This is a genomic window from Mycobacterium sp. E3198, assembly GCF_001667015.1.
Lineage (GTDB): Bacteria > Actinomycetota > Actinomycetes > Mycobacteriales > Mycobacteriaceae > Mycobacterium.
The window spans coordinates 25,357-45,239 of sequence record NZ_LZIS01000186.1 but is presented as its reverse complement, the minus strand read 5'-3'; the positions used below and the strand labels follow the sequence as shown (position 1 = coordinate 45,239).

20 protein-coding genes and 1 tRNA gene are annotated in these 19,883 nt (G+C 67.4%); 14 read left to right on the top strand and 7 right to left on the bottom strand.

Features of this window, described 5'->3' with window-relative positions; all coding sequences use genetic code 11:
• Positions 1–44: 44 nt before the first annotated feature.
• Genes A5673_RS20875 through A5673_RS20845 form a run of 7 tightly spaced genes read left to right on the top strand, consistent with a single transcriptional unit; the run spans position 45 to position 7,224 of the window.
• Positions 45–812 (top strand): hypothetical protein, encoded by a 768-nt coding sequence (locus tag A5673_RS20875; RefSeq protein WP_231971154.1) that lies wholly within the window; start codon positions 45–47, stop codon positions 810–812.
• The gene (locus tag A5673_RS20870) at positions 781–1,986 is read left to right on the top strand and encodes a polyprenyl synthetase family protein (RefSeq protein ID WP_082958861.1); all 1,206 of its coding nucleotides are present in this window, start codon (positions 781–783) and stop codon (positions 1,984–1,986) included. Before A5673_RS20875 ends, A5673_RS20870 begins: the two co-directional genes overlap by 32 nt.
• Complete coding sequence (locus A5673_RS20865) at positions 1,983–2,441, top strand: hypothetical protein (protein ID WP_068236798.1); 459 nt, start codon at positions 1,983–1,985, stop codon at positions 2,439–2,441. Before A5673_RS20870 ends, A5673_RS20865 begins: the two co-directional genes overlap by 4 nt.
• Complete coding sequence (locus tag A5673_RS20860; RefSeq protein ID WP_068236795.1) at positions 2,438–2,719, top strand: hypothetical protein; 282 nt, start codon at positions 2,438–2,440, stop codon at positions 2,717–2,719. Before A5673_RS20865 ends, A5673_RS20860 begins: the two co-directional genes overlap by 4 nt.
• On the top strand, positions 2,716–3,738 hold the full coding sequence (locus A5673_RS20855; protein WP_068236829.1) for a hypothetical protein: 1,023 nt from the start codon (positions 2,716–2,718) through the stop codon (positions 3,736–3,738). Before A5673_RS20860 ends, A5673_RS20855 begins: the two co-directional genes overlap by 4 nt.
• Positions 3,731–4,132: an SCP-2 sterol transfer family protein gene (locus tag A5673_RS20850; protein ID WP_068236792.1), complete on the top strand. Its 402-nt coding sequence runs from the start codon at positions 3,731–3,733 to the stop codon at positions 4,130–4,132. The genes A5673_RS20855 and A5673_RS20850 overlap by 8 nt, the downstream gene beginning before the upstream one ends.
• Positions 4,129–7,224 (top strand): NAD(P)-binding protein, encoded by a 3,096-nt coding sequence (locus tag A5673_RS20845; RefSeq protein ID WP_068236789.1) that lies wholly within the window; start codon positions 4,129–4,131, stop codon positions 7,222–7,224. The genes A5673_RS20850 and A5673_RS20845 overlap by 4 nt, the downstream gene beginning before the upstream one ends.
• Here A5673_RS20845 and A5673_RS20840 read toward each other — a convergent pair.
• From A5673_RS20840 to A5673_RS20830, 3 genes are all read right to left on the bottom strand, one after another.
• Positions 7,215–7,520, bottom strand: a complete 306-nt coding sequence (locus A5673_RS20840; protein WP_082958864.1) for a DUF732 domain-containing protein — start codon at positions 7,518–7,520, stop codon at positions 7,215–7,217. The genes A5673_RS20845 and A5673_RS20840 overlap by 10 nt on opposite strands.
• A gap of 171 nt (positions 7,521–7,691) precedes the next feature.
• Complete coding sequence (locus tag A5673_RS20835) at positions 7,692–7,985, bottom strand: hypothetical protein (RefSeq protein ID WP_068236783.1); 294 nt, start codon at positions 7,983–7,985, stop codon at positions 7,692–7,694.
• 125 nt (positions 7,986–8,110) lie between these two features.
• A tRNA-Tyr gene (locus A5673_RS20830) sits at positions 8,111–8,196 on the bottom strand.
• A gap of 69 nt (positions 8,197–8,265) precedes the next feature.
• Between A5673_RS20830 and A5673_RS20825 the strand changes: the two genes are divergently transcribed.
• A complete protein-coding gene (locus A5673_RS20825) occupies positions 8,266–8,757 on the top strand; it encodes a YajQ family cyclic di-GMP-binding protein (protein WP_068236780.1) in 492 nt (163 codons plus the stop codon).
• Positions 8,758–8,861: 104 nt separating this feature from the next.
• Positions 8,862–10,349, top strand: a complete 1,488-nt coding sequence (locus tag A5673_RS20820; protein ID WP_068236777.1) for an NAD(P)/FAD-dependent oxidoreductase — start codon at positions 8,862–8,864, stop codon at positions 10,347–10,349.
• Between the two features lie 3 nt (positions 10,350–10,352).
• On the opposite strand, the gene A5673_RS20815 is transcribed toward A5673_RS20820, so the two are convergent.
• The gene (locus A5673_RS20815) at positions 10,353–11,828 is read right to left on the bottom strand and encodes a trypsin-like peptidase domain-containing protein (protein ID WP_068236774.1); all 1,476 of its coding nucleotides are present in this window, start codon (positions 11,826–11,828) and stop codon (positions 10,353–10,355) included.
• A 147-nt stretch (positions 11,829–11,975) separates the two neighbouring features.
• On the opposite strand from A5673_RS20815, the gene A5673_RS20810 reads away from it, so the two are divergent.
• Positions 11,976–13,001, top strand: coding sequence for an NAD(P)H-dependent glycerol-3-phosphate dehydrogenase (locus A5673_RS20810; protein WP_068236770.1), 1,026 nt, complete (start codon positions 11,976–11,978; stop codon positions 12,999–13,001).
• Between the two features lie 204 nt (positions 13,002–13,205).
• Positions 13,206–14,762, top strand: a complete 1,557-nt coding sequence (locus tag A5673_RS20805; RefSeq protein WP_068236767.1) for a SulP family inorganic anion transporter — start codon at positions 13,206–13,208, stop codon at positions 14,760–14,762.
• A gap of 100 nt (positions 14,763–14,862) precedes the next feature.
• Here A5673_RS20805 and htpX read toward each other — a convergent pair whose 3' ends face one another.
• A complete protein-coding gene (gene htpX / locus A5673_RS20800) occupies positions 14,863–15,717 on the bottom strand; it encodes a zinc metalloprotease HtpX (RefSeq protein ID WP_068236764.1) in 855 nt (284 codons plus the stop codon).
• Between the two features lie 81 nt (positions 15,718–15,798).
• Positions 15,799–16,806: a nonaprenyl/(2E,6E)-farnesyl/geranylgeranyl diphosphat synthase gene (gene grcC1, locus A5673_RS20795; protein WP_068236761.1), complete on the bottom strand. Its 1,008-nt coding sequence runs from the start codon at positions 16,804–16,806 to the stop codon at positions 15,799–15,801.
• A 15-nt stretch (positions 16,807–16,821) separates the two neighbouring features.
• Here grcC1 and menJ point away from each other — a divergent pair, with 15 nt between their 5' ends.
• The 3 genes from menJ to A5673_RS20780 all read left to right on the top strand — a co-directional run bounded on the left by menJ (position 16,822) and on the right by A5673_RS20780 (position 19,172).
• Positions 16,822–18,048, top strand: coding sequence for a menaquinone reductase (menJ, locus tag A5673_RS20790; RefSeq protein ID WP_068236758.1), 1,227 nt, complete (start codon positions 16,822–16,824; stop codon positions 18,046–18,048).
• A gap of 84 nt (positions 18,049–18,132) precedes the next feature.
• Positions 18,133–18,810, top strand: coding sequence for a class I SAM-dependent methyltransferase (locus A5673_RS20785; protein ID WP_068236755.1), 678 nt, complete (start codon positions 18,133–18,135; stop codon positions 18,808–18,810).
• Between the two features lie 26 nt (positions 18,811–18,836).
• A complete protein-coding gene (locus tag A5673_RS20780; RefSeq protein ID WP_068236752.1) occupies positions 18,837–19,172 on the top strand; it encodes a DUF732 domain-containing protein in 336 nt (111 codons plus the stop codon).
• 4 nt (positions 19,173–19,176) lie between these two features.
• On the opposite strand, the gene A5673_RS20775 is transcribed toward A5673_RS20780, so the two are convergent.
• The gene (locus A5673_RS20775; protein ID WP_068236749.1) at positions 19,177–19,866 is read right to left on the bottom strand and encodes a demethylmenaquinone methyltransferase; all 690 of its coding nucleotides are present in this window, start codon (positions 19,864–19,866) and stop codon (positions 19,177–19,179) included.
• Positions 19,867–19,883 lie beyond the last annotated feature (17 nt).

Genomic DNA, 19,883 nt, shown 5'->3' with positions numbered 1-19,883 from the left:
TCTTGTCTGCCATGATTTGCTCGACGGTCAGGAGGGTCGCACCCATGGTGTACTTCAGCGCTGAGCATTTGGCCCTTGCCAATCAGGCGGTCCGTGAGACTTTCGGACAGTGCAGCATTGCCTGGCAGGCCATCCCGCATTGGGACACCGGCGACCCCGGTCAGATCAACGTTCCCAACGGCATCCTGGCCACCCCGAACCTCATACCCGTGGTATCTCAGTCAGAACCGTTCGAGCTGACGGTCGCGGAGGCGATAGCGCCGACCCCCGATGCGCTGCTCACCGGAGTCATCACGGCAACCAAGGACCTCGCCCAGGATGTCGACAACGACGTCATCCCGCACCTCTACAAGGGCGCACCGAAGCGCAAGATAGGGCTTGCTGCAGCGACGCTCCTAGACGGGCTCATCGAAGCCCGTGCGGACGTCGAGGATGCTGGGTACCGGGCGCCGTCCTGCCTGGTCACCAACACGGAAGGGCTCCAAAAGCTCAGCCAACTGTCCAGCGGGACCTCCATTCTTCCGCAGTTGCTGACAGCGGCGAACGTGAACTGCCTGCACCGAGCCCAACGAGTCGTCAGCCCTCCTACCAATGTGACCCGGATGGTCTTCATCGGCCGCCGGCGCCGGATCCCCCATGGCGCGGCGCCGGAAGCGTCGCCCGGCGAGGAGCCGGTGGACCTCGCCGTCAGCCTCCTGCCCAGCCTGGAAGTCGATGGCGAAACCAGCGCCGGCACAATCCAGCTCACCGTGCGGATCCGTTACGCAACGAGGATCACCGATGCCACAGGCCTCGTCGCTCTCCATCCCTAAACCACTTGACGGCGGTGCGAACCCGACGGCCTGCAATTCCCTCGACGACTATCTCGCCCTGTGCAAGGACGCCTGTGACGGCGAGATAGACCGGCTGTACGGCGCCGATGCGCGCGGGTCGAACGGCCTCTACGACCTGATCCTCGACTACCCAATGCGCGGCGGGAAGGCGCTGCGGCCGGCGCTGAGCATCGCCATCTGCCTAGGCCTCGGCGGGTATCTCGAGGCGATACTGCCGACCGCCGCGACGCTCGAGCTCTACCACAACGCGTTTCTCATCCACGACGACATCGAGGACGAATCGTGGTGGCGCCGAGGCAAACCCACGCTGCATATCGACCACGGCGTGCCGATCGCCGTCAATGTCGGCGACGCCATGCTGTCGCTCTCGCTGCAGCCGCTGCTCGACAACGTCGAGCGTGTCGGGCTCGGGCCCGCGCTGCGCATCCTGCGCGCGGTGGCCAAGATGACCCGGCTGACCGTCGACGGCCAGGCGCTCGAGCTCGAGTGGGTCCGATCCAACACCTGGCGGCTCGCCGACGACGACTACCTCAAGATGGTGGAGCTCAAGACAAGCTGGTACTCGTTCATCACCCCGCTGCAGGCCGGCGCGATCGCCGCCGGCGCCGGAGCCGAGTCATTGGCGCCACTCGAGTCCCTCGGCCGGCACCTCGGAGCCGCCTTCCAGATCACCGACGACCTGCTGAACTTACGCGCGGACCCCGAGGAGTACGGCAAGGAGATAGGCGGCGACCTCTGGGAGGGCAAACGGACCCTGATGCTGTTGCACACCTTGCGGTCTGCCGAACCGACCGACCAACTGCGCGCCGTCCAGATTTTGTCCAAGCGCCGCCCGAGCTCCGACGGCGAGTTGGGGCTGACCGAGCTGCTGGACCGGCTGACCGCCCACGGTCAGTTGTCCGAGCCCGGCAGGGCCGAGATCGAGGCCCGGTTACGGGGCCACCATCCCTCGGAGGCTAAGAGCCTCAACGACATCCGCTGGCTCTACGAATTGATGCACCGCGTCGGCTCGTTGAAACACGCGCGGGAGGTCGCCGCGCAGCAGGCGCAGGAGGCCGCCATCGTGCTTGCCGGGCTCGACTGGTTGCCGCGCAGCCGCCACCGCGACGTGCTGGCCGACCTCGTCGACTATGTGCACGGGCGGACCCGATGAAGCCGGAAGCCTTGCTGGGCATGCTGACGGAGCTCGAGCGACTCCGCGAGCTCACCCTCGACCTCATCGAGCGAGAGAGCCCGCCGCTGCATCCGGCACCTCCGGACGATGCCGGCGAAACGGAGCGGACCATCTTCGGCCTACTGATCGGCGCGCGCCGCGCCGTCCTGGGCAACCCCGCAGCCGCCCGCGCGCTGCACGACCTGCTCCTGGCCGAGGGGCGCCGTTACGCAACCACCCCCCGTGGGGCGCGGCTGCGCGACGGATTGGTCGCCTCCGAAGCCGTGGAGAACCTGCGACGCGTCTGGGAGATGGTGAGTCTCAACGTTCTCGGCGGTCCCGCCGCGCCCAACGCCGGACCCGACGCGTGGGCGGATCTGCTGGTCGATGCCGTCATCGGGGGTGGCCTCGACGATTCCACGCTGGCCCGCCTGCGGCCCGAGGGGTTCGTATGACGCTCACGGACCCTCGCGAAGCGCTGGCCGACAAGAGCGACTTCATCGGGTACCTGGTCGGTCTCGCCGGGCTGTCCCAGGTGGTGCACACCCTGGCCGCCGACGGCGACCGCCGCGCCGGCGGCCCCCACGACCCGGACGACTTCGTGCACGTCCTGCTCGGATTCGCGAGCATGGGTGCGGCGATCGAGCGACTCGCCAATTTAGCTGTAACACAACAGAATCAGACCTCCGGATCGCCGCCATGCGCGGCGCCGACGACGCGGTGGCTCCGATGAGCGCGCTCCTCGCGCGCAGCGACTTCCTCCGCGCCCCGGTGCTGGCCGCTGCGCGATCCGCCGGTTTCAAGGAATGGCACCACTTCGTGGTGCACGGGCGTGGCGTGCGAATCTTGATCAACTTCAGCCTCAACAACGAGGCGTTCGGCGGAGACGAGGTACGGCTTGTGCCGCGCCTCATCGTGATCGCTCACGACGAGAATTGGGCCGGCGTGGTCGAGCGGTTCGATGGGCGCGCTGTGAGCGTCTCGGCCGATCTGGGTGAATTGGCCATCGGTGGCAACCGGATGACCATCCTGCCCGACGGCTATCGCGTAGCAATCGACCTGCCCGACAAGGGCATTCGAGGCGAATTGCACTTCGCCTCGGCGAGCCAGCCGTTCGTTGTTCGCAACGAACCGGCGGGTGAAGGCCGCGTCAGCTGGCTCTTCGTACCGAGGCTGCGCGCGGACGGATGGCTGCGTATCGGCGCCCGAGAACACCGGATGGAAAACGACCTGGCCTATCACGACCACAACTGGGGCCGGTTCAAGTGGGGCGACGACTTCGGTTGGACGTGGGGCACCATATTGCCGACCGAGCCCGGGGATCCGTGGTCGATGGTATCCGTGCAGATCACCGACCGCAGGCGGCTGGGCTCCCTATCCCGATCGCTTTACGTGTGGCGCCACGACGAGCCCGCCGCAATTTTCCGGCACGCGGCCGTGCAGGCGCGCACGCATGGCGTGCTCGGCCGGGCGGCCGACTGCACGTTGCCGCCCCCGATGCGGCTGCTGCTGGACGGCGAAGTGCCGGGTGTCCCCGAGCGGATCGAGATCACAGCGGCGCGCGCAGGCGACACGGTGCACGCCGAGTTCCGCTCGCGTTCTTATGCCCGTCTGGCGCAACCGAGCGAGGTGCGCCTCGGCGGATCGACTGTGCTCTGCGAAACAGACGGTGCTGTCCGGGCGAGCGGCACGATCGATGGCGAGCACTTCGACTTCGTCGGTACCGGTGTATTCGAGTTCCTCCATGGCTGAACGGGTGTCGTCGCTGTTGCGGCGTTCGGTCGAGCACCTGGAGGACGAGGTGCCCGAAAGTTACCGATTGCTGGCCGCGGAGATCGGCCCGATGCTCGTCGAAATCGATGTCGACGGCGAGGTGTTTTCGCTGCGCGGTGGTGAGCGACTTCAGGTGTCCGACGGCGCGGCGCCGCTGCCCCATGTCCGGATCGTCACTTCGCGAGTCACCATCCTCGATCTGCTGGATGCCAGGACGGGGCTCGGCGAGGCTGTCGTGGCGGACACGGTTCGGGTGCACGGTTCGCTCGACGATGTCCAGCGGGCCTACGACTCACTGCGCGCGTATGTGCACGCCGCGGTCCGGGCACCCACGCAACCCGGTCTGCTCTCCGAACTCAGGGCGGGCGCATGAGCGAGCAGATCGGAACGCCGGCGTCGTGCGAACGACGTCCTACCGTGGCGGTCCTCGGCGCCGGCATTGCGGGCCTCACAGCGGCGCACGAGCTCGCGGAACGCGGCTTCGTCGTCACGGTGTACGAGGGCCGACCCGACGAACGGCACGGGCTGGGAGCCCAGCCGGCCGGAACGTACCCGCCCGTCAAGCTTGGCGGCCTCGCCGCGTCTCAGTACTCGACGGTCGGCCCACAAGGCGGAAGCCAAGCCGAGCTGCGTCCCTTCCCGGGCCGGCGAGGCCAACCCCGTCCTCCCGGCCGAGCGGTGGCGGGTGAACACGGCTTTCGCTTCTTCCCCGCGTACTACTTGCACACCTGGGACATGTTCCAGCGCATCCCGGTCTACCAGCGCGACGGGACGGCCGGCTGGACACCGACTTCCCGCACCGTTTACGACAACGTCCGGCGGGTGATCACCCAGGGCATGACGGTTGCCGGCAAGCCCTCCCTCGTCTTTCCCCGCGAACGCCCCCGCAGTCCTGCCGAGCTTCTCGGCATCGTCGGCCAGCTCGCCGGGTTGGGCTTCACCCCCGGGGATCTCGCTACCTTCCAGAGCCGGGTGCTCCGCTATCTGGCCACCAGCCCCTTGCGACGAGCCAGGGAACTGCAGAACCTGTCCGCCTACGACTTCTTCGTCGGGTATGACAGCGCGAGCGGGACCCGGCAGTTCTCCTATACCGCGAATTTCGACGCGCTGTTGCGCCAAATGCCGCGGGTCCTAGCCGCTTTCGACTCGCGTTGGGGGGACGCACGGACCAACATCACCACTTATCTTCAGCTGTACCTGAACATGGACCGCAACGACGACAAGGCCGACGGGGTGCTCAACGGTCCCACCACCGAGGCGTGGTTCGACAACTGGTACCACCACCTCGTCGCGCTTGGTGTCCGTTTCGTGCGCGGTGCGGCGAGTCGCCTCGATTCTTTCGCCTTCGACCCGAGCCAACCGCCCCATCTCCGACCCCGCGTGCAGATCACGTTCGCCGACGGCACGCGGGTGACTCCGGATTACACCGTCGTCGCCGTCGACGCCCCCGCAGCCGAATACATCACCGCCCCGCTGCGCGCGGCGGGCACCGGCGGCACCGTGGCGAGGCTCGACGGATTCACTACGTCCGCTCCCCCATCCGACGGTCCGCTGCAACCCCTCTCGACCCGCACAAGGCAGCGACGGAATCCCTACAACATGGATGAGCTCGGACGCGTGCCCTGGGATCGGTTCCAAACGCTGTGCGGCATCCAGTACTACTTCGACACGGAATTCCAGCTCCTCCGGGGACACATGCTCTACGCCGGCACGGACTGGGCGCTGTCGTCGATCAATCAGCATGGCTTCTGGGAGAAGCAACCGATTCTGGACCGCGACGGCCACGTCGCGGTGCTCTCCGTCGACGTCGGGGATTTCAATACCCCCTCACGGCACCTGGGCAAGGCGGCCCGGGACTGCACCCCCGATGAGATCGCCGCGGAAGTGTGGCGCCAGTTCGTCGCCGCTCTCACGAGCAACGACGAATCCCTTGCGGCGGAGGCGATGCCGTGGCCCGCGTGGTACGCGCTGGATCGCGGCCTCAAAATGGCCGCCGGACCCGGTCAGGGCCAGGGTCGCGTGATTCAAAACGAGACGCCGTACCTCGTTCCCATCATCGGGGACTGGAACAATCGGCCCGGTAGCGACCCATGGAACCCCCATGGATCGTCCTGGAGTAGCGCCCCGCCCGAGGACCGTTGGCTCGAAGACCTCGAGCTTCGCAATGTCTGGCAAGCACGCCACGGCGGCTATCAGGTGCACAACAATTCGGTGGTCTTCGCGGGGACGTGGAACAAGACGTTCACCCGGATGACGTCAATGGAGGCCGCGTGCGAGTCGGGACGCCACGCCGTCAACGCCATTCTCGACCACTACATCTGGGTGGCATCGGGTGGTAGCGATCGCCGGGACAAGACCACGCTCGCTTGGAAGTTTCCCTTTGGCTTCCTCGATCAAGGCCTGTCGAGCCCGATTCGATTGCCTACACCGGCCGGTGACTACTGCTACGTGTTCGACATCGAAAACCGCGAGCCGGCCGACACCCGAGTGCTCCGCACGCTGGACTCGAAATACTGCGAGCAGTCGCTGCCGCATCCCTTGGACGTCACAGCCCCCACACCCGTTATCCCGCCACCCGCTGGAGGTCAGGAAATGTTCATGCCTACAACCGATTACAACCAACAGCTACTCGCGTACCTGCAGACGTGGCGACAGCTACTGGAGCAGTGGATGACAATGACGGGCGGAGTGCCCTTCCCGGCCGCCCCGTTCACGCCGCCCACGGCGCCGTTCATGCCGCCGGGGGCGCCGTTCATGCCGCCCACCCCGCCGGCACCCACCGCTCCGATGCCATCGACGCCCCCCGCGCCGACTGACTACGCGCAGCAACTGTTCGGCTATCTGCAGGCATGGCGCCAGCACCTCGAGCAGCTGGCGGGAGCAAGTCCGGGATCGCCTCAGGCTTCGCCGATGCCATGGCCGGGTGCGCAGCCGACGAACGCGTCGGGCAATCAAAAACCCGCCGCCTCAGGCGGGACGGCCCATCCCGCGGGCCCGCCGAATGCGCCCACGCCGCCCACCAACGACGCCGGGAGCGGTACCGCCCTGCGCGGCGCGGTCCGTCAGAGCTCGGATCCGAATTTTCCGCCACGGGAATTAGCGCCCGACAGCTATTTCACGAGCCAAATCTCTGGCAGCGGGTTCGACCCAGCCGCCCTATTTGACCCGGACAGCCCCTTCGAAGCGGCCGGGCCCGTCGGTCATCGACCGGAGCGGCCGCTGGTGCTGAGACCGCCCGGTAACGACTTCGAGTACCAGTTCGACGCCCCACGCACGAGCTTCAACACCGCAGGTCCGCAGAAACCCGGCCAGCATTTCGTTGCTTCACCATTTCGCAGCGCAATGGAACGCGTCGACCTCACCGCGGCACCACAAGTCGCGCCCAAATCGCTTTTTTCCACTCCCGGCGCACAAACGCCCGCGGCACGGCTCAGGCAGGCCGGTGAAGGGACCGCTCAGCAGTGAGTCGACCAGCACTGCAAGGTGGGGCAATAGGTCGAATGCGAGATGCGCACCATGTTTCCGACGTCTCCGACCGAAATCTTTCTCGGGTCCAGGGTGGCGTGGATGTTCTGGGCGATCTGGTCGTACGTCCAGCCCCACATGATGTCGTCGCAGACGAGGCGGCCCGTCGCGGTGAGGGCCTCCTCGTGGTCGGGCGGCCAGGTGAGGCCGGCGGCGCGCAGTTGGGCGAGGTAGGCGTCATCGGTGGGATCGGCGGAAGCGATCGCGGCGCTGGAAACCAGGGCGGCGCCGGCCATGACGGGGATGGTCAGCATGGCCAGCCAACGAGGTGAGGGCATTCTGATGCGCTTCCTTTCTTCGTGGCGTTCACGATGAACCCAGAAGAATAGAGAATGCCAGGAAAAAGCGGCTTATGGAAAGCTGAACAGTTGAAGTTTTCGGCTGCTTTGGAATTGCGGTCGAAGCCGTTATGCGGCGCGCGGGCCGTGCCACCCCGGGTGCGCCGAAGCCCACGTCGCGCCGCCGTGAACGGTCAATTCCGGGCGCAGCGCGCTCACCGGTGCCGCCTCGTCGTTTCGCTCGAAGCGGCGTTCGACCTTGCGGTAGATCCAGGAAACCGCGGCCAGCACCGCAACCGTGGCGGCCAGCACCGCCAGGGCCTCACCGAAGGCGATCACCATGATGATGCCGCCGAAGATCCAGAAGGCGACGGCCTCCGCGTCGTGGGTGTCGCGGCGCGCGCCGCTAGTAATGTGCCGCATGTCTGCCCCCCGAGGGAGTAGGGATCGTTGCCAGCCAGAACGCCGGCGCGGCGCCAGAGCTGCCCGATTTGCGGCGATGGTGACCCATTTCACGGCGCGGAACGTCAAAATGGGGGACTGATCCTTGGTGGCAGGTACAGGATTCGAACCTGTGTAGGCGTAAGCCGACGGATTTACAGTCCGCTCCCATTGGCCGCTCGGGCAACCTGCCGCCAGACAGGTTACAACGAACGGGTAGACAAGGCACAAACGGCTAGCACCGGAGGAAGGGACGGATGGGATGGCTGACTCATCGTTCGACATCGTCAGCAAGGTGGACCGCCAGGAGGTCGACAACGCGCTCAACCAGGCGGCCAAGGAGCTGGCCACGCGTTTCGATTTCCGCGGCACCGACACCAAGATCGAGTGGAAGGGTGACGAGGCCATCGAGCTCACGTCGTCCACCGAGGAGCGCGTGAAGGCCGCGGTCGACGTGTTCAAGGAGAAGCTGATCCGCCGCGACATCTCGATGAAGGCCTTCGACGCGGGCGAGCCGCAGGCCTCCGGCAAGACCTACAAGGTCAGCGGCACCCTCAAGCAGGGCATCAGCAGCGAGAACGCCAAGAAGATCACCAAGCTCATCCGCGACGAGGGGCCCAAGAACGTCAAGACCCAGATCCAGGGCGACGAGGTCCGCGTCAGCGGCAAGAAGCGGGACGACCTGCAGGCCGTGCAAGCGCTGCTGAGGAACGCGGACCTGGACGTGGCGCTGCAGTTCGTCAACTATCGGTAGCCCATGCCCCGCCGCGAGCGTAACCCCACCGCGAAATTGACCGCCGATTTCCGCAGTGAGGTTACGCTCGCGAACGAGGCCCAGGATGTAAGCGAGGTTCTTCGATGACCGTGACTGGACAGCAGGAGGACCGCTTCGACGTCATCATCGTCGGCGCGGGCATCTCCGGGATCGACGCGGCCTACCGGATCGCCGAGCGCAACCCGGGCCTGAGCTACACCATCCTGGAGCGGCGCGCGCAGATCGGCGGCACGTGGGACCTGTTCCGCTACCCCGGCGTTCGCTCCGACAGCAGCATCTTCACGCTGTCGTTTCCGTTCGAGCCGTGGACCCGCAAGGAAGGCGTCGCCGACGGCGTGCACATCCGCGAATACCTGACCGCCACCGCGCGCAAGTACGGCATCGACCGCCACATCCGCTTCAACAGCCATGTGCGGTCGGCGGATTGGGATTCGTCCACCGACACGTGGACGGTCACCGTCGAGCAGGACGGCAGCGAAAAGCACTACCGCGGGCGGTTCCTGTTCTTCGGCAGCGGCTACTACAACTACGACGAGGGCTATACCCCCGACTTCCCCGGCATCGAGCGGTTCGCGGGCACCGTCGTGCACCCCCAGCACTGGCCCGAGGATTTGGACTACACCGGCAAGAAGGTTGTCGTGATTGGCAGCGGCGCCACCGCCGTCACGCTGATCCCGTCGCTGTCCGAAAGCGCCGCAAAGGTGACCATGCTGCAGCGCTCACCGACGTATCTGGTTTCGGCGTCCAAGTACGGCAAGGTCGCCGCCGCGGCCCGGATGCTGTTGCCCCGCCAGGCCGCCCATCTGGTGATCCGGATGTACAGCGCGCTGACGGAGGCGGTGTTCTTCTTCTTGTCCCGCAAGGCGCCGGGCTTGGTCAAGTGGCTGCTGCGGCGCAAGGCGATCAAAAAGCTGCCCGCCGGCTACGCCGTCGATGTGCACTTCAAGCCGCGGTACAACCCGTGGGACCAGCGGATGTGCCTGATCCCCGACGCCGACCTCTACGACGCCGTCAAGGGCGGCCGCGCCGAGGTGGTCACCGACCACATCGAGGGCTTCGACGCCACCGGCATCGCGCTCGAATCCGGCAAGCACCTCGACGCCGACATCATCGTCACCGCGACGGGCCTGCAGTTGCAGGCCCTCGGCGGGGCAACGATCAGCATGGACGGCGTCGCCATCGATCACCGCGACCGATTCGTCTACAAGGCCCACATGCTCGAGGACGTGCCCAACCTGTTCTGGTGCGTGGGTTACACGAACGCGTCGTGGACGCTGCGGGCCGACATCACCGCGCGGGCGACGGCAAAGCTGCTGGCGCACATGGCCGCCCACGGTTACACGCACGCCTATCCGCACCTGGGCGACGAGCCGATGGACGTCAAGCCGTCGTGGGACATTCAGGCCAACTACGTCAAGCGGTCGGTGCACGCGCTGCCCAAGTCGGGGACCAAGCGGCCGTGGAACGTGCGGCAGAACTATCTCGCCGATGCCCTCGATTACCGGTTCGACCGGATCGAGGAGGCGATGGTGTTCGGCCGGGCGGCCGACCGCGCACAGCTGGCAGGCTAGGCGCTAGCCGCTCGCCCCCTGAGCGGATTCGTCACCCACGATCTCTTTGCCGCAGTTCGGACAGAACTTTTCGGCGGGGTGGTGTTCGGCTCCGCAGCCCGAACAGAAATGGGGTTCCGCCGGCGCGTCGGTGGGCGTCACGCCGATGAGCCGGGCGGCGCCGATTTTGATGCCGGCCCGTGCAGGAACACGCTTCCCGGTGCCGGGCGGCTTGCCCGAAACCAGCCGCAAGCCAGGCGCTTTCGCGGCGACATAAAGGTGCCAACGCTTCTTCACGACAAGGAGCGTGAGCCCCGCGGCGGCGGCGAGCACCACCACGACGCCACCGACGGTGTACCACACCAGGTTTGAACCACTGAGCACCGAGAAATCGCCGTGCTGCTGGCGCAGGTTGGCCGCGCTGGTTCGCAGATCTACCAGCCCGGGATAGTCGGGGGACATGGACAGGGTCTGGTCGAAGTCGTCGATCGCCTCGGTGTATTGGCCGGCGTAGTAATGGTCGAGGCCCTTGCGGTAATACGCGTCGGCCGGTCCCAGCGTCGCCTTGACACCCTTGCTCGCCAGGATCGCGGCCAGGCCGTCGGCGGGCGCGACGAAGTTGAACGGTTGCGGTTCGCCGACGGGGGCGAAGCTGTTCACGCCGATCACCTTGCCGTTGAGGTCGACGGTGGGGCCGCCGCTCATGCCCTCGGACACCGCGGCGTCGATCTCGTACTCGGCGGCGGAGCCCATCGTCGACTTCTTGCTGACCTTGCCGCTCTTGTTCGTCGGGTCCAGCGTCGGGCCGGTGACATTCTCGGTGCTCTGCGAGAAGCCCACCGCAAGAACAGAGGTGCCGATGCTGACGTCGGCGTCGGTGGCCAGCTCCGACGACGGCAGGTTGTGCTTGTCCACCTTGAGAAGGGCGACGTCGCCCTTGCCGAGCGGCCGGAAGTCCACGACGTTGGCCGCGGCCTTGCCCGCGACCTTGGTGCCGGTGCCGTACGTCAGCGCGAGGCTGACTTCGGGGCCCCGGTCGGCGGTGTTGCCCTCGACCTTGGCGTTCTTTTGCAACCACTCCAGCGTCGCAGCCGGATTGGGAGCTTCGGGCGCGTGGGGAAACTGCGTCATGTATTCCTTGACGGCCCGTTTGAGGATCAGCAATTTGGCGCTGTCCGGATCGACGCAGTGACCCGCCGTCGCCACCCACCCATCGGGGTTGACGACGAACGCGGTGCAGGCCCAGGTCGCGATGAACGGCACGGTGGTCCCCGGGCCGAACTGAGACAGGAGCTGGCCGTCGGGCAGCCGGACCGCGCCATAACTCTGGCCGGCGAGATACATGACGGCCGGCCGTATCATCGCCGCCGCCTTCTCCTCCGGGTTGGCCTGGGGACGACCGCCGTCGGCGGCCGCCATGCCCGGGGAAGCGACCGAAACCGCCAGAGCGGCCGCGGCCAGCGACGCGTATACGCGGCCCCGTCGAGTGCGTCCGGGCATGAAACCTCCTCGTGGCGGACCTGTACCTTGACGATCCGGCAGATCGGGCCGGGGAGGTAGGGACCGAAGTCACCTGCCCGCAGGCCGTTGGGTTGGACCGAGGTGAACTGCTTCTAAATCTCGGATGTCGGCAATACGCTGATCGCCATGGCAGCTGACAAGCGCGAACCCAACGTCGTTGTCCTCGGCGGAGGTTCCTGGGGAACCACCGTCGCATCCATCTGCGCGCGGCGCGGTCCGACGTTGCAGTGGGTGCGCTCGGAGGAGACCGCCAAGGAAATCAACGAGGACCACCGCAACAGCCGCTATCTCGGCAACGACGTCATCCTCAGCGACACCCTTCGCGCCACCACCGACTTCGCGGAGGCGGCCAACTGCGCCGACGTCGTGGTGATGGGCGTGCCCTCGCACGGCTTCCGCGGCGTGCTGACCGAGCTGGCCCGGGAGCTACGGCCGTGGGTTCCGGTGGTGTCGCTGGTCAAGGGCCTCGAGCAGGGCACCAACATGCGGATGTCGCAGATCATCGAGGAGGTGCTGCCCGGTCACCCGGCGGGGATCCTGGCCGGCCCGAACATCGCCCGCGAGGTGGGCGAGGGCTACGCCGCCGCGGCCGTGCTGGCCATGCCCGACCAACACCTGGCGACCCGGCTGTCGGGGATGTTCCGGACCCGGCGCTTCCGCGTGTACACCACCGACGACGTCGTCGGCGTCGAGATGGCCGGCGCGCTGAAGAACGTCTACGCCATCTCGGTCGGGATGGGCTACTCGCTGGGCATCGGGGAAAACACCCGCGCGCTGGTGATCGCGCGCGCGTTGCGGGAGATGACGAAACTGGGCGTCGCGATGGGCGGTGATCCGGACACCTTCCCCGGGCTGGCCGGCCTCGGTGACCTGATCGTGACCTGCACCAGCCAGCGCAGCCGCAACCGCCACGTCGGCGAACAACTGGGTGCCGGCAAGCCGATCGACGAGATCATCGCCTCGATGAACCAGGTCGCCGAGGGCGTCAAGGCCGCCAGCGTCATCATGGAGTTCGCCAATGAATTTGGCCTGAATATGCCCATTGCCCGCGAGGTCGACGCCGTCATCAATCACGGCTCGACGGTCGAGGAGGCCTACCGCGGCCTGATGGTCGAGGTCCCCGGGCACGAGGTGCACGGCTCGGGGTTCTGAGTCAACCAAACAACTCGTAACGAGAATATTTGCATTCGATATGGGGCAGGCCCGTTGGCTTGACCTGCGGTTTGCGTGACCCATACCGTCGAACGAGGTAGCCAGGCTGTTGCCTGCCGATTGGCGCAGTCGTAATTGATTGTGCGCCAATGAGCTACGCCGACGTAGCGAAGCCCCGCTCACACTGAACGACGGAAGCGACCGATGCAGCACATCGAACAGCTCGGCGATCAAGCAATTCACCAGGCCCCCAAGGAGTCACGGCTCGGCCGGATCAGATCGGTTGTCCGGCATGACCTGCCGTCTTCGCTGGTGGTTTTCCTGGTCGCACTGCCGTTGTCGCTCGGGATCGCGATCGCGTCGAACGCCCCGGTGCTCGCCGGCCTGATCGCCGCGATCGTCGGCGGCGTCATCGCCGGAGCCATCGGCGGATCACCGTTGCAGGTCAGCGGTCCCGCGGCCGGCCTGACCGTCGTGGTAGCCGATCTGATCTCCGACTTCGGTTGGGGGATAACGTGTTTGATTACCGCCATAGCGGGCGTGTTGCAAGTTCTGTTGGGACTGAGCCGTATTGCGCGCGCGGCCCTGGCGATCTCACCGGTCGTCGTGCATGCCATGCTGGCCGGCATCGGGATCACGATCGCGCTGCAACAGGCGCACGTGTTGCTCGGCGGGAAATCCAAGAGTTCGGCCTGGCACAACCTCATCGGCCTGCCGGGTCAGATCATCGACTCGCACCGGCCCGGCGTGCTGCTGGGCGCGCTGGTGATCGCCATCCTGGTCGCCTGGCGCTGGGTTCCGGCCCGGCTGCGTTTTGTCCCGGGTCCGCTGGTCGCCATCGTGGCGGTGACGGTCGTCTCGTTGGTCTTCCCGTTCCACGTGCGACGGATCGAGATCGACTCGTCTCCGCTGAACGCGCTGCGCCTGCCCGATCTCCCGCACGGCAACTGGGGCGCGGTCGCGATCGGGGTCATCACCGTCACCCTCATCGCCAGCGTCGAAAGCCTGCTGTCGGCGGTGTCGGTCGACAGGATGCACCACGGCCCGCGCACCGACTTCAACCGCGAGTTGATCGGGCAGGGTACCGCGAACATCGTGTCGGGCACCATCGGCGGGCTGCCGATCACCGGCGTCATCGTCCGCAGCTCAACCAATGTCAATGCGGGCGCGAAGTCGCGCGCCTCGTCGATCATGCACGGCTGCTGGATCCTGCTGTTCACGGTGCCCTTCGCGGAGCTGGTCGAGGAGATCCCGACCGCGGCGCTGGCCGGGCTGCTGATCGTGATCGGCATTCAGCTGCTGAAGCCGGCCCACATCGAAACGGCAATGAAGCACGGGGATCTCGCCGTTTACGTCGTGACCGCGGTCAGCGTCGTCTTCCTCAACTTGCTGCACGGTGTGCTGATCGGACTCGCCCTGGCGATCGCGTTGACCGGATGGCGGGTGATCCGCGCCCGGGTGGAGGCCAAACCGGTCGGGCAGGAATGGCAGGTGCTGATCGAGGGGCCGGCATGTACTTTCCTTGCCCTGCCGCGGCTGACCCGCGTGCTGGCGTCCATCCCCGCGGGCGCCGTTGTGACGGTTGACCTTTCGGTCAACTACCTCGATCACGCCGCGCATCAGGCGATCGACGACTGGCAGCGCCAGTTCGAGGCCACCGGCGGCACGGTCCGGATCCGGGGCATGCTCGAGACGGGCCACCTCGCCGGTCGGGCGGGCGGCGAATTGGCCGAACCCGAAAGGCCAGGCGCCGCGGCGTAATCGATCGCGAGCGTAACCGTATTGCGATTCCGGGGGCGATATTTCGCAGTGAGGTTACGCCCGCGAACAGCCAAGCGGTATCTGATGGCGCATGCGCTACCTATCCCCGCGCCATCTCCTCCAGCCGGCGGATGCGGTCCTCGATCGGCGGGTGCGTCGAGAACAGCGAGCCGATCCGCTCGCCCGCGCGGAACGGGTTGGCGATCATCAGGTGCGCCTGGCTGGCCAGCTGCGGCTCCGGCGGCAGCGGTGCCACCTGAACCCCGCCCGAGATCTTGCGCAGCGCCGACGCCAGCGCCAGCGGATCGCCGGTCAGCACCGCGCCCGACTCGTCCGCCTGGTACTCGCGCGACCGGGACACGGCCAACCGGACCACCGTCGCGGCGATCGGCCCCAGCAACGAAACCAGCAGCATCGCAAAGGGGTTGCCGCCCTCCCGGTTTCCGCCGCCGAAGAACATCGCCATGTAGGACAGCGCGGTGATCACCGACGCCATCGCGCCGGCGATGCAGGAGATCAGGATGTCGCGGTTGTAGACGTGCGAAAGCTCATGGCCCAGCACGGCGCGCAGCTCGCGCTCGTTGAGGATGCCCAGAATGCCGGTGGTGCAGCACACCGCCGCATTGCGCGGGTTGCGCCCGGTGGCGAACGCGTTGGGCGCGTTGGTGTCGCTGATGTACAACCGGGGCATCGGCTGGTGCGCCGAGGTGGCCAGCTCGCGCACGATCCGGTACATCACCGGCGCCTGCAGCTCGGACACCGGCTGCGCGTGCATCGCCCGCAGCGCCAGCTTGTCGCTGTTGAAGTACGTGTAGGCGTTCATGCCGATGGCGAACAGCACCGCCAGCCACATCGCCGTCCTGCCGAACAGCGAGCCGACAAACACGATCAACGCGGACATACCGACCAACAGGGCGAAGGTCTTCAGCCAGTTGGCATGCGGATGCCAGGTCATCAGTGTCCTCCTCGGAGCGTTACCTATCGCTCATTGAACGCCTGAAACGGCGGTGGAGGTTCCGCCGGGTCGTTTCGGTCGCTAACCGTGTCGGCTCACCGTGTAGTCGATCAGCGTCTCCATCGCGCGCCGGCCCGGGACTTCGGGCAAAAGGGCCAGCTCCTGGCGCGCCTGCGCCGCATACTGCGTCAGGAAGTCCTTGGCCTCGGCCATCCCGGGTGACGCACGCAACAGCGTCAGCGCCTCGGCCACCGCCCCGTCGTCGGTGACGGGCCCGGACAGCAGCTCGCGCAGCCGCGCCGCCTCGGGCCCCGGCTCGCGCAGCGCGTAGACCATCGGCAGGGTGTGCACCCCTTCGCGGACATCGGTCCCGGGCAGCTTGCCGGACTCGTGGGAGTCGCTGTCGATGTCGATGATGTCGTCGGAGATCTGGAACGCGGTGCCCACGAGGCCGCCCAGGCGGCTCAGCCGCTCCACCTGCTCGCCGTCGGCACCCGAGAACATCGCGCCGAACCGGCCCGCCGCGGAGATCAGGCACGCCGTCTTCTCGTACACCACCTTCAGGTAGTGCTCGACCGGATCCGCGCCGTCGGCGGCGCCCCTGCCTTCGCGCATCTGCCCGGTCACCAGCTGCGCGAACGTCTCGGCGATGAGCCGCACCGCCTCGGGCCCGAGCCGCGACACCAGCCGCGACGCCGTCGCGAACAGGTAGTCACCGGCGAGGATCGCGACGTTGTTGCTCCAGCGCACGTTGGCGGTGGGCGTGCCGCGGCGGACCTCCGCCTCGTCCATCACGTCGTCGTGGTAGAGCGTGGCCAGGTGCACCAGCTCGATGACGGCGCCCGCGATCGTCACCTCCCCCGCGTCCGGGTTGGGCCCGATCTGCGCGGACAACACGGTGAACAGCGGCCGGAACCGCTTGCCGCCGGCCTTGAACAGGTAGGTCAGCGAGTCGGTCATCACCTCGTCGGCGCTGCGCAGCTCGTCGTCCATGAGCTGCTCGATCCGGCCGACGCCGTCGCGCACGGTCGCGGCGAAAGCGGCATCCGCGAAGTCGATGCCCGCCACCACCGTCGCCGGAGTACTCACGCGACCAACATACTGGTGGGCGTGGAAGTCGCAGCCGACCTGGTGGTCGTGGGCGCCGGACCCGCCGGTTCGGCGGCGGCCGCCTGGGCCGCCCGCGCCGGCCGCGACGTCCTGGTCATAGACTCCGCCAGCTTCCCGCGCGACAAACCATGCGGGGACGGCCTGACCCCGCGCGCCGTTGCCGAGCTGGAACGACTGGGGCTGGGCGGCTGGCTCGACACCCGCATCCGGCACCGCGGGCTCCGGATGAGCGGATTCGGCGGCGAGGTCCAGATCGACTGGCCGGGCCCGTCGTTCCCGTCGACCAGCAGCGCGGTGGCCCGCCTCGAGCTGGACGACCGCATCCGCAAGTGCGCCGAGGATTCCGGGGCCCGGATGCTGCTCGGCACCAAAGTGGTTGCCGCGCATCATGACTCGTCGAGACGGGTGGTATCGCTGACGTTGGCCGACGGCACCGACGTGCGGTGTCACCGGCTGATCGTCGCCGACGGGGCGCGCTCGTCGCTGGGCCGCAAGCTGGGCCGGCGCTGGCATCAGGAAACGGTGTACGGCGTGGCCGCCCGCGGTTACCTGACCACGCCGCGGGCCGACGACCCCTGGCTGACCTCGCATCTGGAGCTGCGCTCCCCCGACGGCGCCGTGCTGCCCGGCTACGGCTGGATCTTCCCGCTGGGCAACGGCGAGGTGAACATCGGCGTCGGGGCGTTGTCGACGTCCAAGCGGCCGGCGGACCTGGGGCTGCGACCGCTGATCTCGTACTACACCGACCTGCGCCGCGACGAGTGGGGTTTCTCCGGCGAGCCGCGGGCGGTGTCGTCGGCGCTGCTTCCGATGGGCGGCGCGGTGTCCGGGGTGGCCGGGCCCAACTGGATGCTGATCGGCGACGCCGCGGCCTGCGTCAACCCGCTCAACGGCGAGGGCATCGACTACGGCCTGGAGACGGGGCGGCTGGCCGCCGACCTGCTGGACTGCCGCGACCTGTCGCACGTGTGGCCCGCGCTGCTGCAGCAGCACTATGGCCGCGGATTTTCGGTCGCGCGCCGGCTCGCCTTGCTGCTGACCTTCCAGCGGTTCCTGCCCGCCACCGGTCCCGTCGCGATGCGCTCGACGCGGCTGATGACGATCGCCGTGCGGGTGATGGCCAACCTGGTCACCGACGACGATGCCGACTGGGTGGCGCGGGCCTGGCGGGGCGGTGGGCGTTTGTCGCGGCTGATCGATCGCCGAACGCCGTTCGGCTGAACCACATTCGCCGCAGGCGGGCGGCTTCCGGGCCATATATCAACCTTATTGACATATATCAGACGTATTGATATACCTGGAGACATGACTCAACCAGTTGATTTCGAATTCGAATCCGCCTACCGCGGTGAATCCGCCCAATTCGGTGAGGGCACGCGGCCGCCGTGGAGCATCGGCGCCCCGCAGCCGGAGCTGGCCGCCCTGATCGAGCAGGGCAAGTTCCACGGCGACGTCCTCGATGTGGGGTGTGGCGAAGCCACGATCTCGCTGACCCTCGCCGAGCGGGGGGTCACCACGGTGGGGCTGGACCTCTCCCCCACCGCGATCGAGCTGGCCCGCCGCGAGGCCCAGAAGCGGGGCCTGACCAACGCCACCTTCGAGGTGGCCGACATCAGCTCGTTCACCGGGTATGACGGCCGGTTCGGCACCATCGTCGACTCGACGCTGTTCCACTCGATTCCGGTCGAGGCTCGCGAGGGCTACCAGCAGTCGATCGTGCGCGCCGCGGCGCCCGGCGCGTCCTACTACGCCCTGGTCTTCGACAAGGGTGCGGTGCCCGAGGGCCCGATCAACGCGGTCACCGCGGGCGAACTGCGCGCGGTGGTGTCCAAGTACTGGGTCGTCGACGAGATCACGCCGGCGCGCATCTTCGCCAAGCTGCCGGACGGCTTTCCCGACTCGCCGTTCGGCGACGTCCGCGACGAGCCCAACGGTCTCAAGTCGGTCGGCGCCTGGCTGCTATCCGCGCACCTGGGCGTATAAAAACAACCGGGTGTATAGTCCGGCTAATGAAGGCTTTGAGGCTGGGTTCTCTGATCGCCATGGCGGGCGCCGCTGTCGCACTGGCGGCGCCCGCGCAGGCCGACGATTACGACTACGTGTTCAAGCAGACGGTCAATCACTTCGGCGTGTACGGCCCCCAGGACCAGCTCGCGTGGCTGGGCAAGATCTCGTGTGAGCGGATCGGCAGGGGCGTGGACGGCGACCCGTACAAGTCGGCCACGTTCGTCCAGCGCAATCTGCCGCTGGGCACCACCCAGGGCCAGGCGTTTCAGTTCCTGGGCGCCGCGATCGACCACTACTGCCCCGACCAGGTCGGCTTCATCCAGCGCGCCGGCCACTAGGCCACTAGGCCGGCTTGTATCCCGCGTGGAGCGCCACGATGCCGCCGGTCAGGTTGCGCCAGCGCACCGCCGACCACCCGGCGGCTGAAATCCGGTGCGCCAGCGCGGGCTGGTCGGGCCAGGCCCTGATCGACTCGGCCAGGTAGACGTAGGCGTCCGGGTTGGAAGACACCGCCCGCGCCACCCGCGGCAGCGCCCGCATCAGGTACTCCTTGTAGACGGTCGCGAACAGCGCGTTGGTGGGCGTGGAGAACTCGCACACCACCAACCGGCCGCCCGGCCGCGTGACGCGGAACATCTCGGTCAGCGCCGCCTGTTGGTCGGCGACGTTGCGCAACCCGAAGCTGATCGTGACCGCGTCGAACACGGCGTCGTCGAACGGCAGCTTGGTGGCGTCCCCGGCGACCTTCGGCACGTCGCGGCCGGCGCCGGCCGCCAGCATCCCGACCGAAAAATCGGCGGCCACACACCACGCCCCGGACTTGCGCAGCTCCACCGTCGACACCGCGGTGCCCGCCGCCAGGTCCAGCACCTTCTGACCCGGCCCGATGCGCAACGCCGAGCGGGTGGCCCGCCGCCAGTACCGGTCCTGCCCCAGCGAGAGCACGGTGTTGGTCACGTCGTAGCGGCGGGCGACGCCGTCGAACATCGACGCGACGTCCCGGGGGTTCTTGTCCAACGCCGCGCGACTCACGACGTCGACGCTACCGG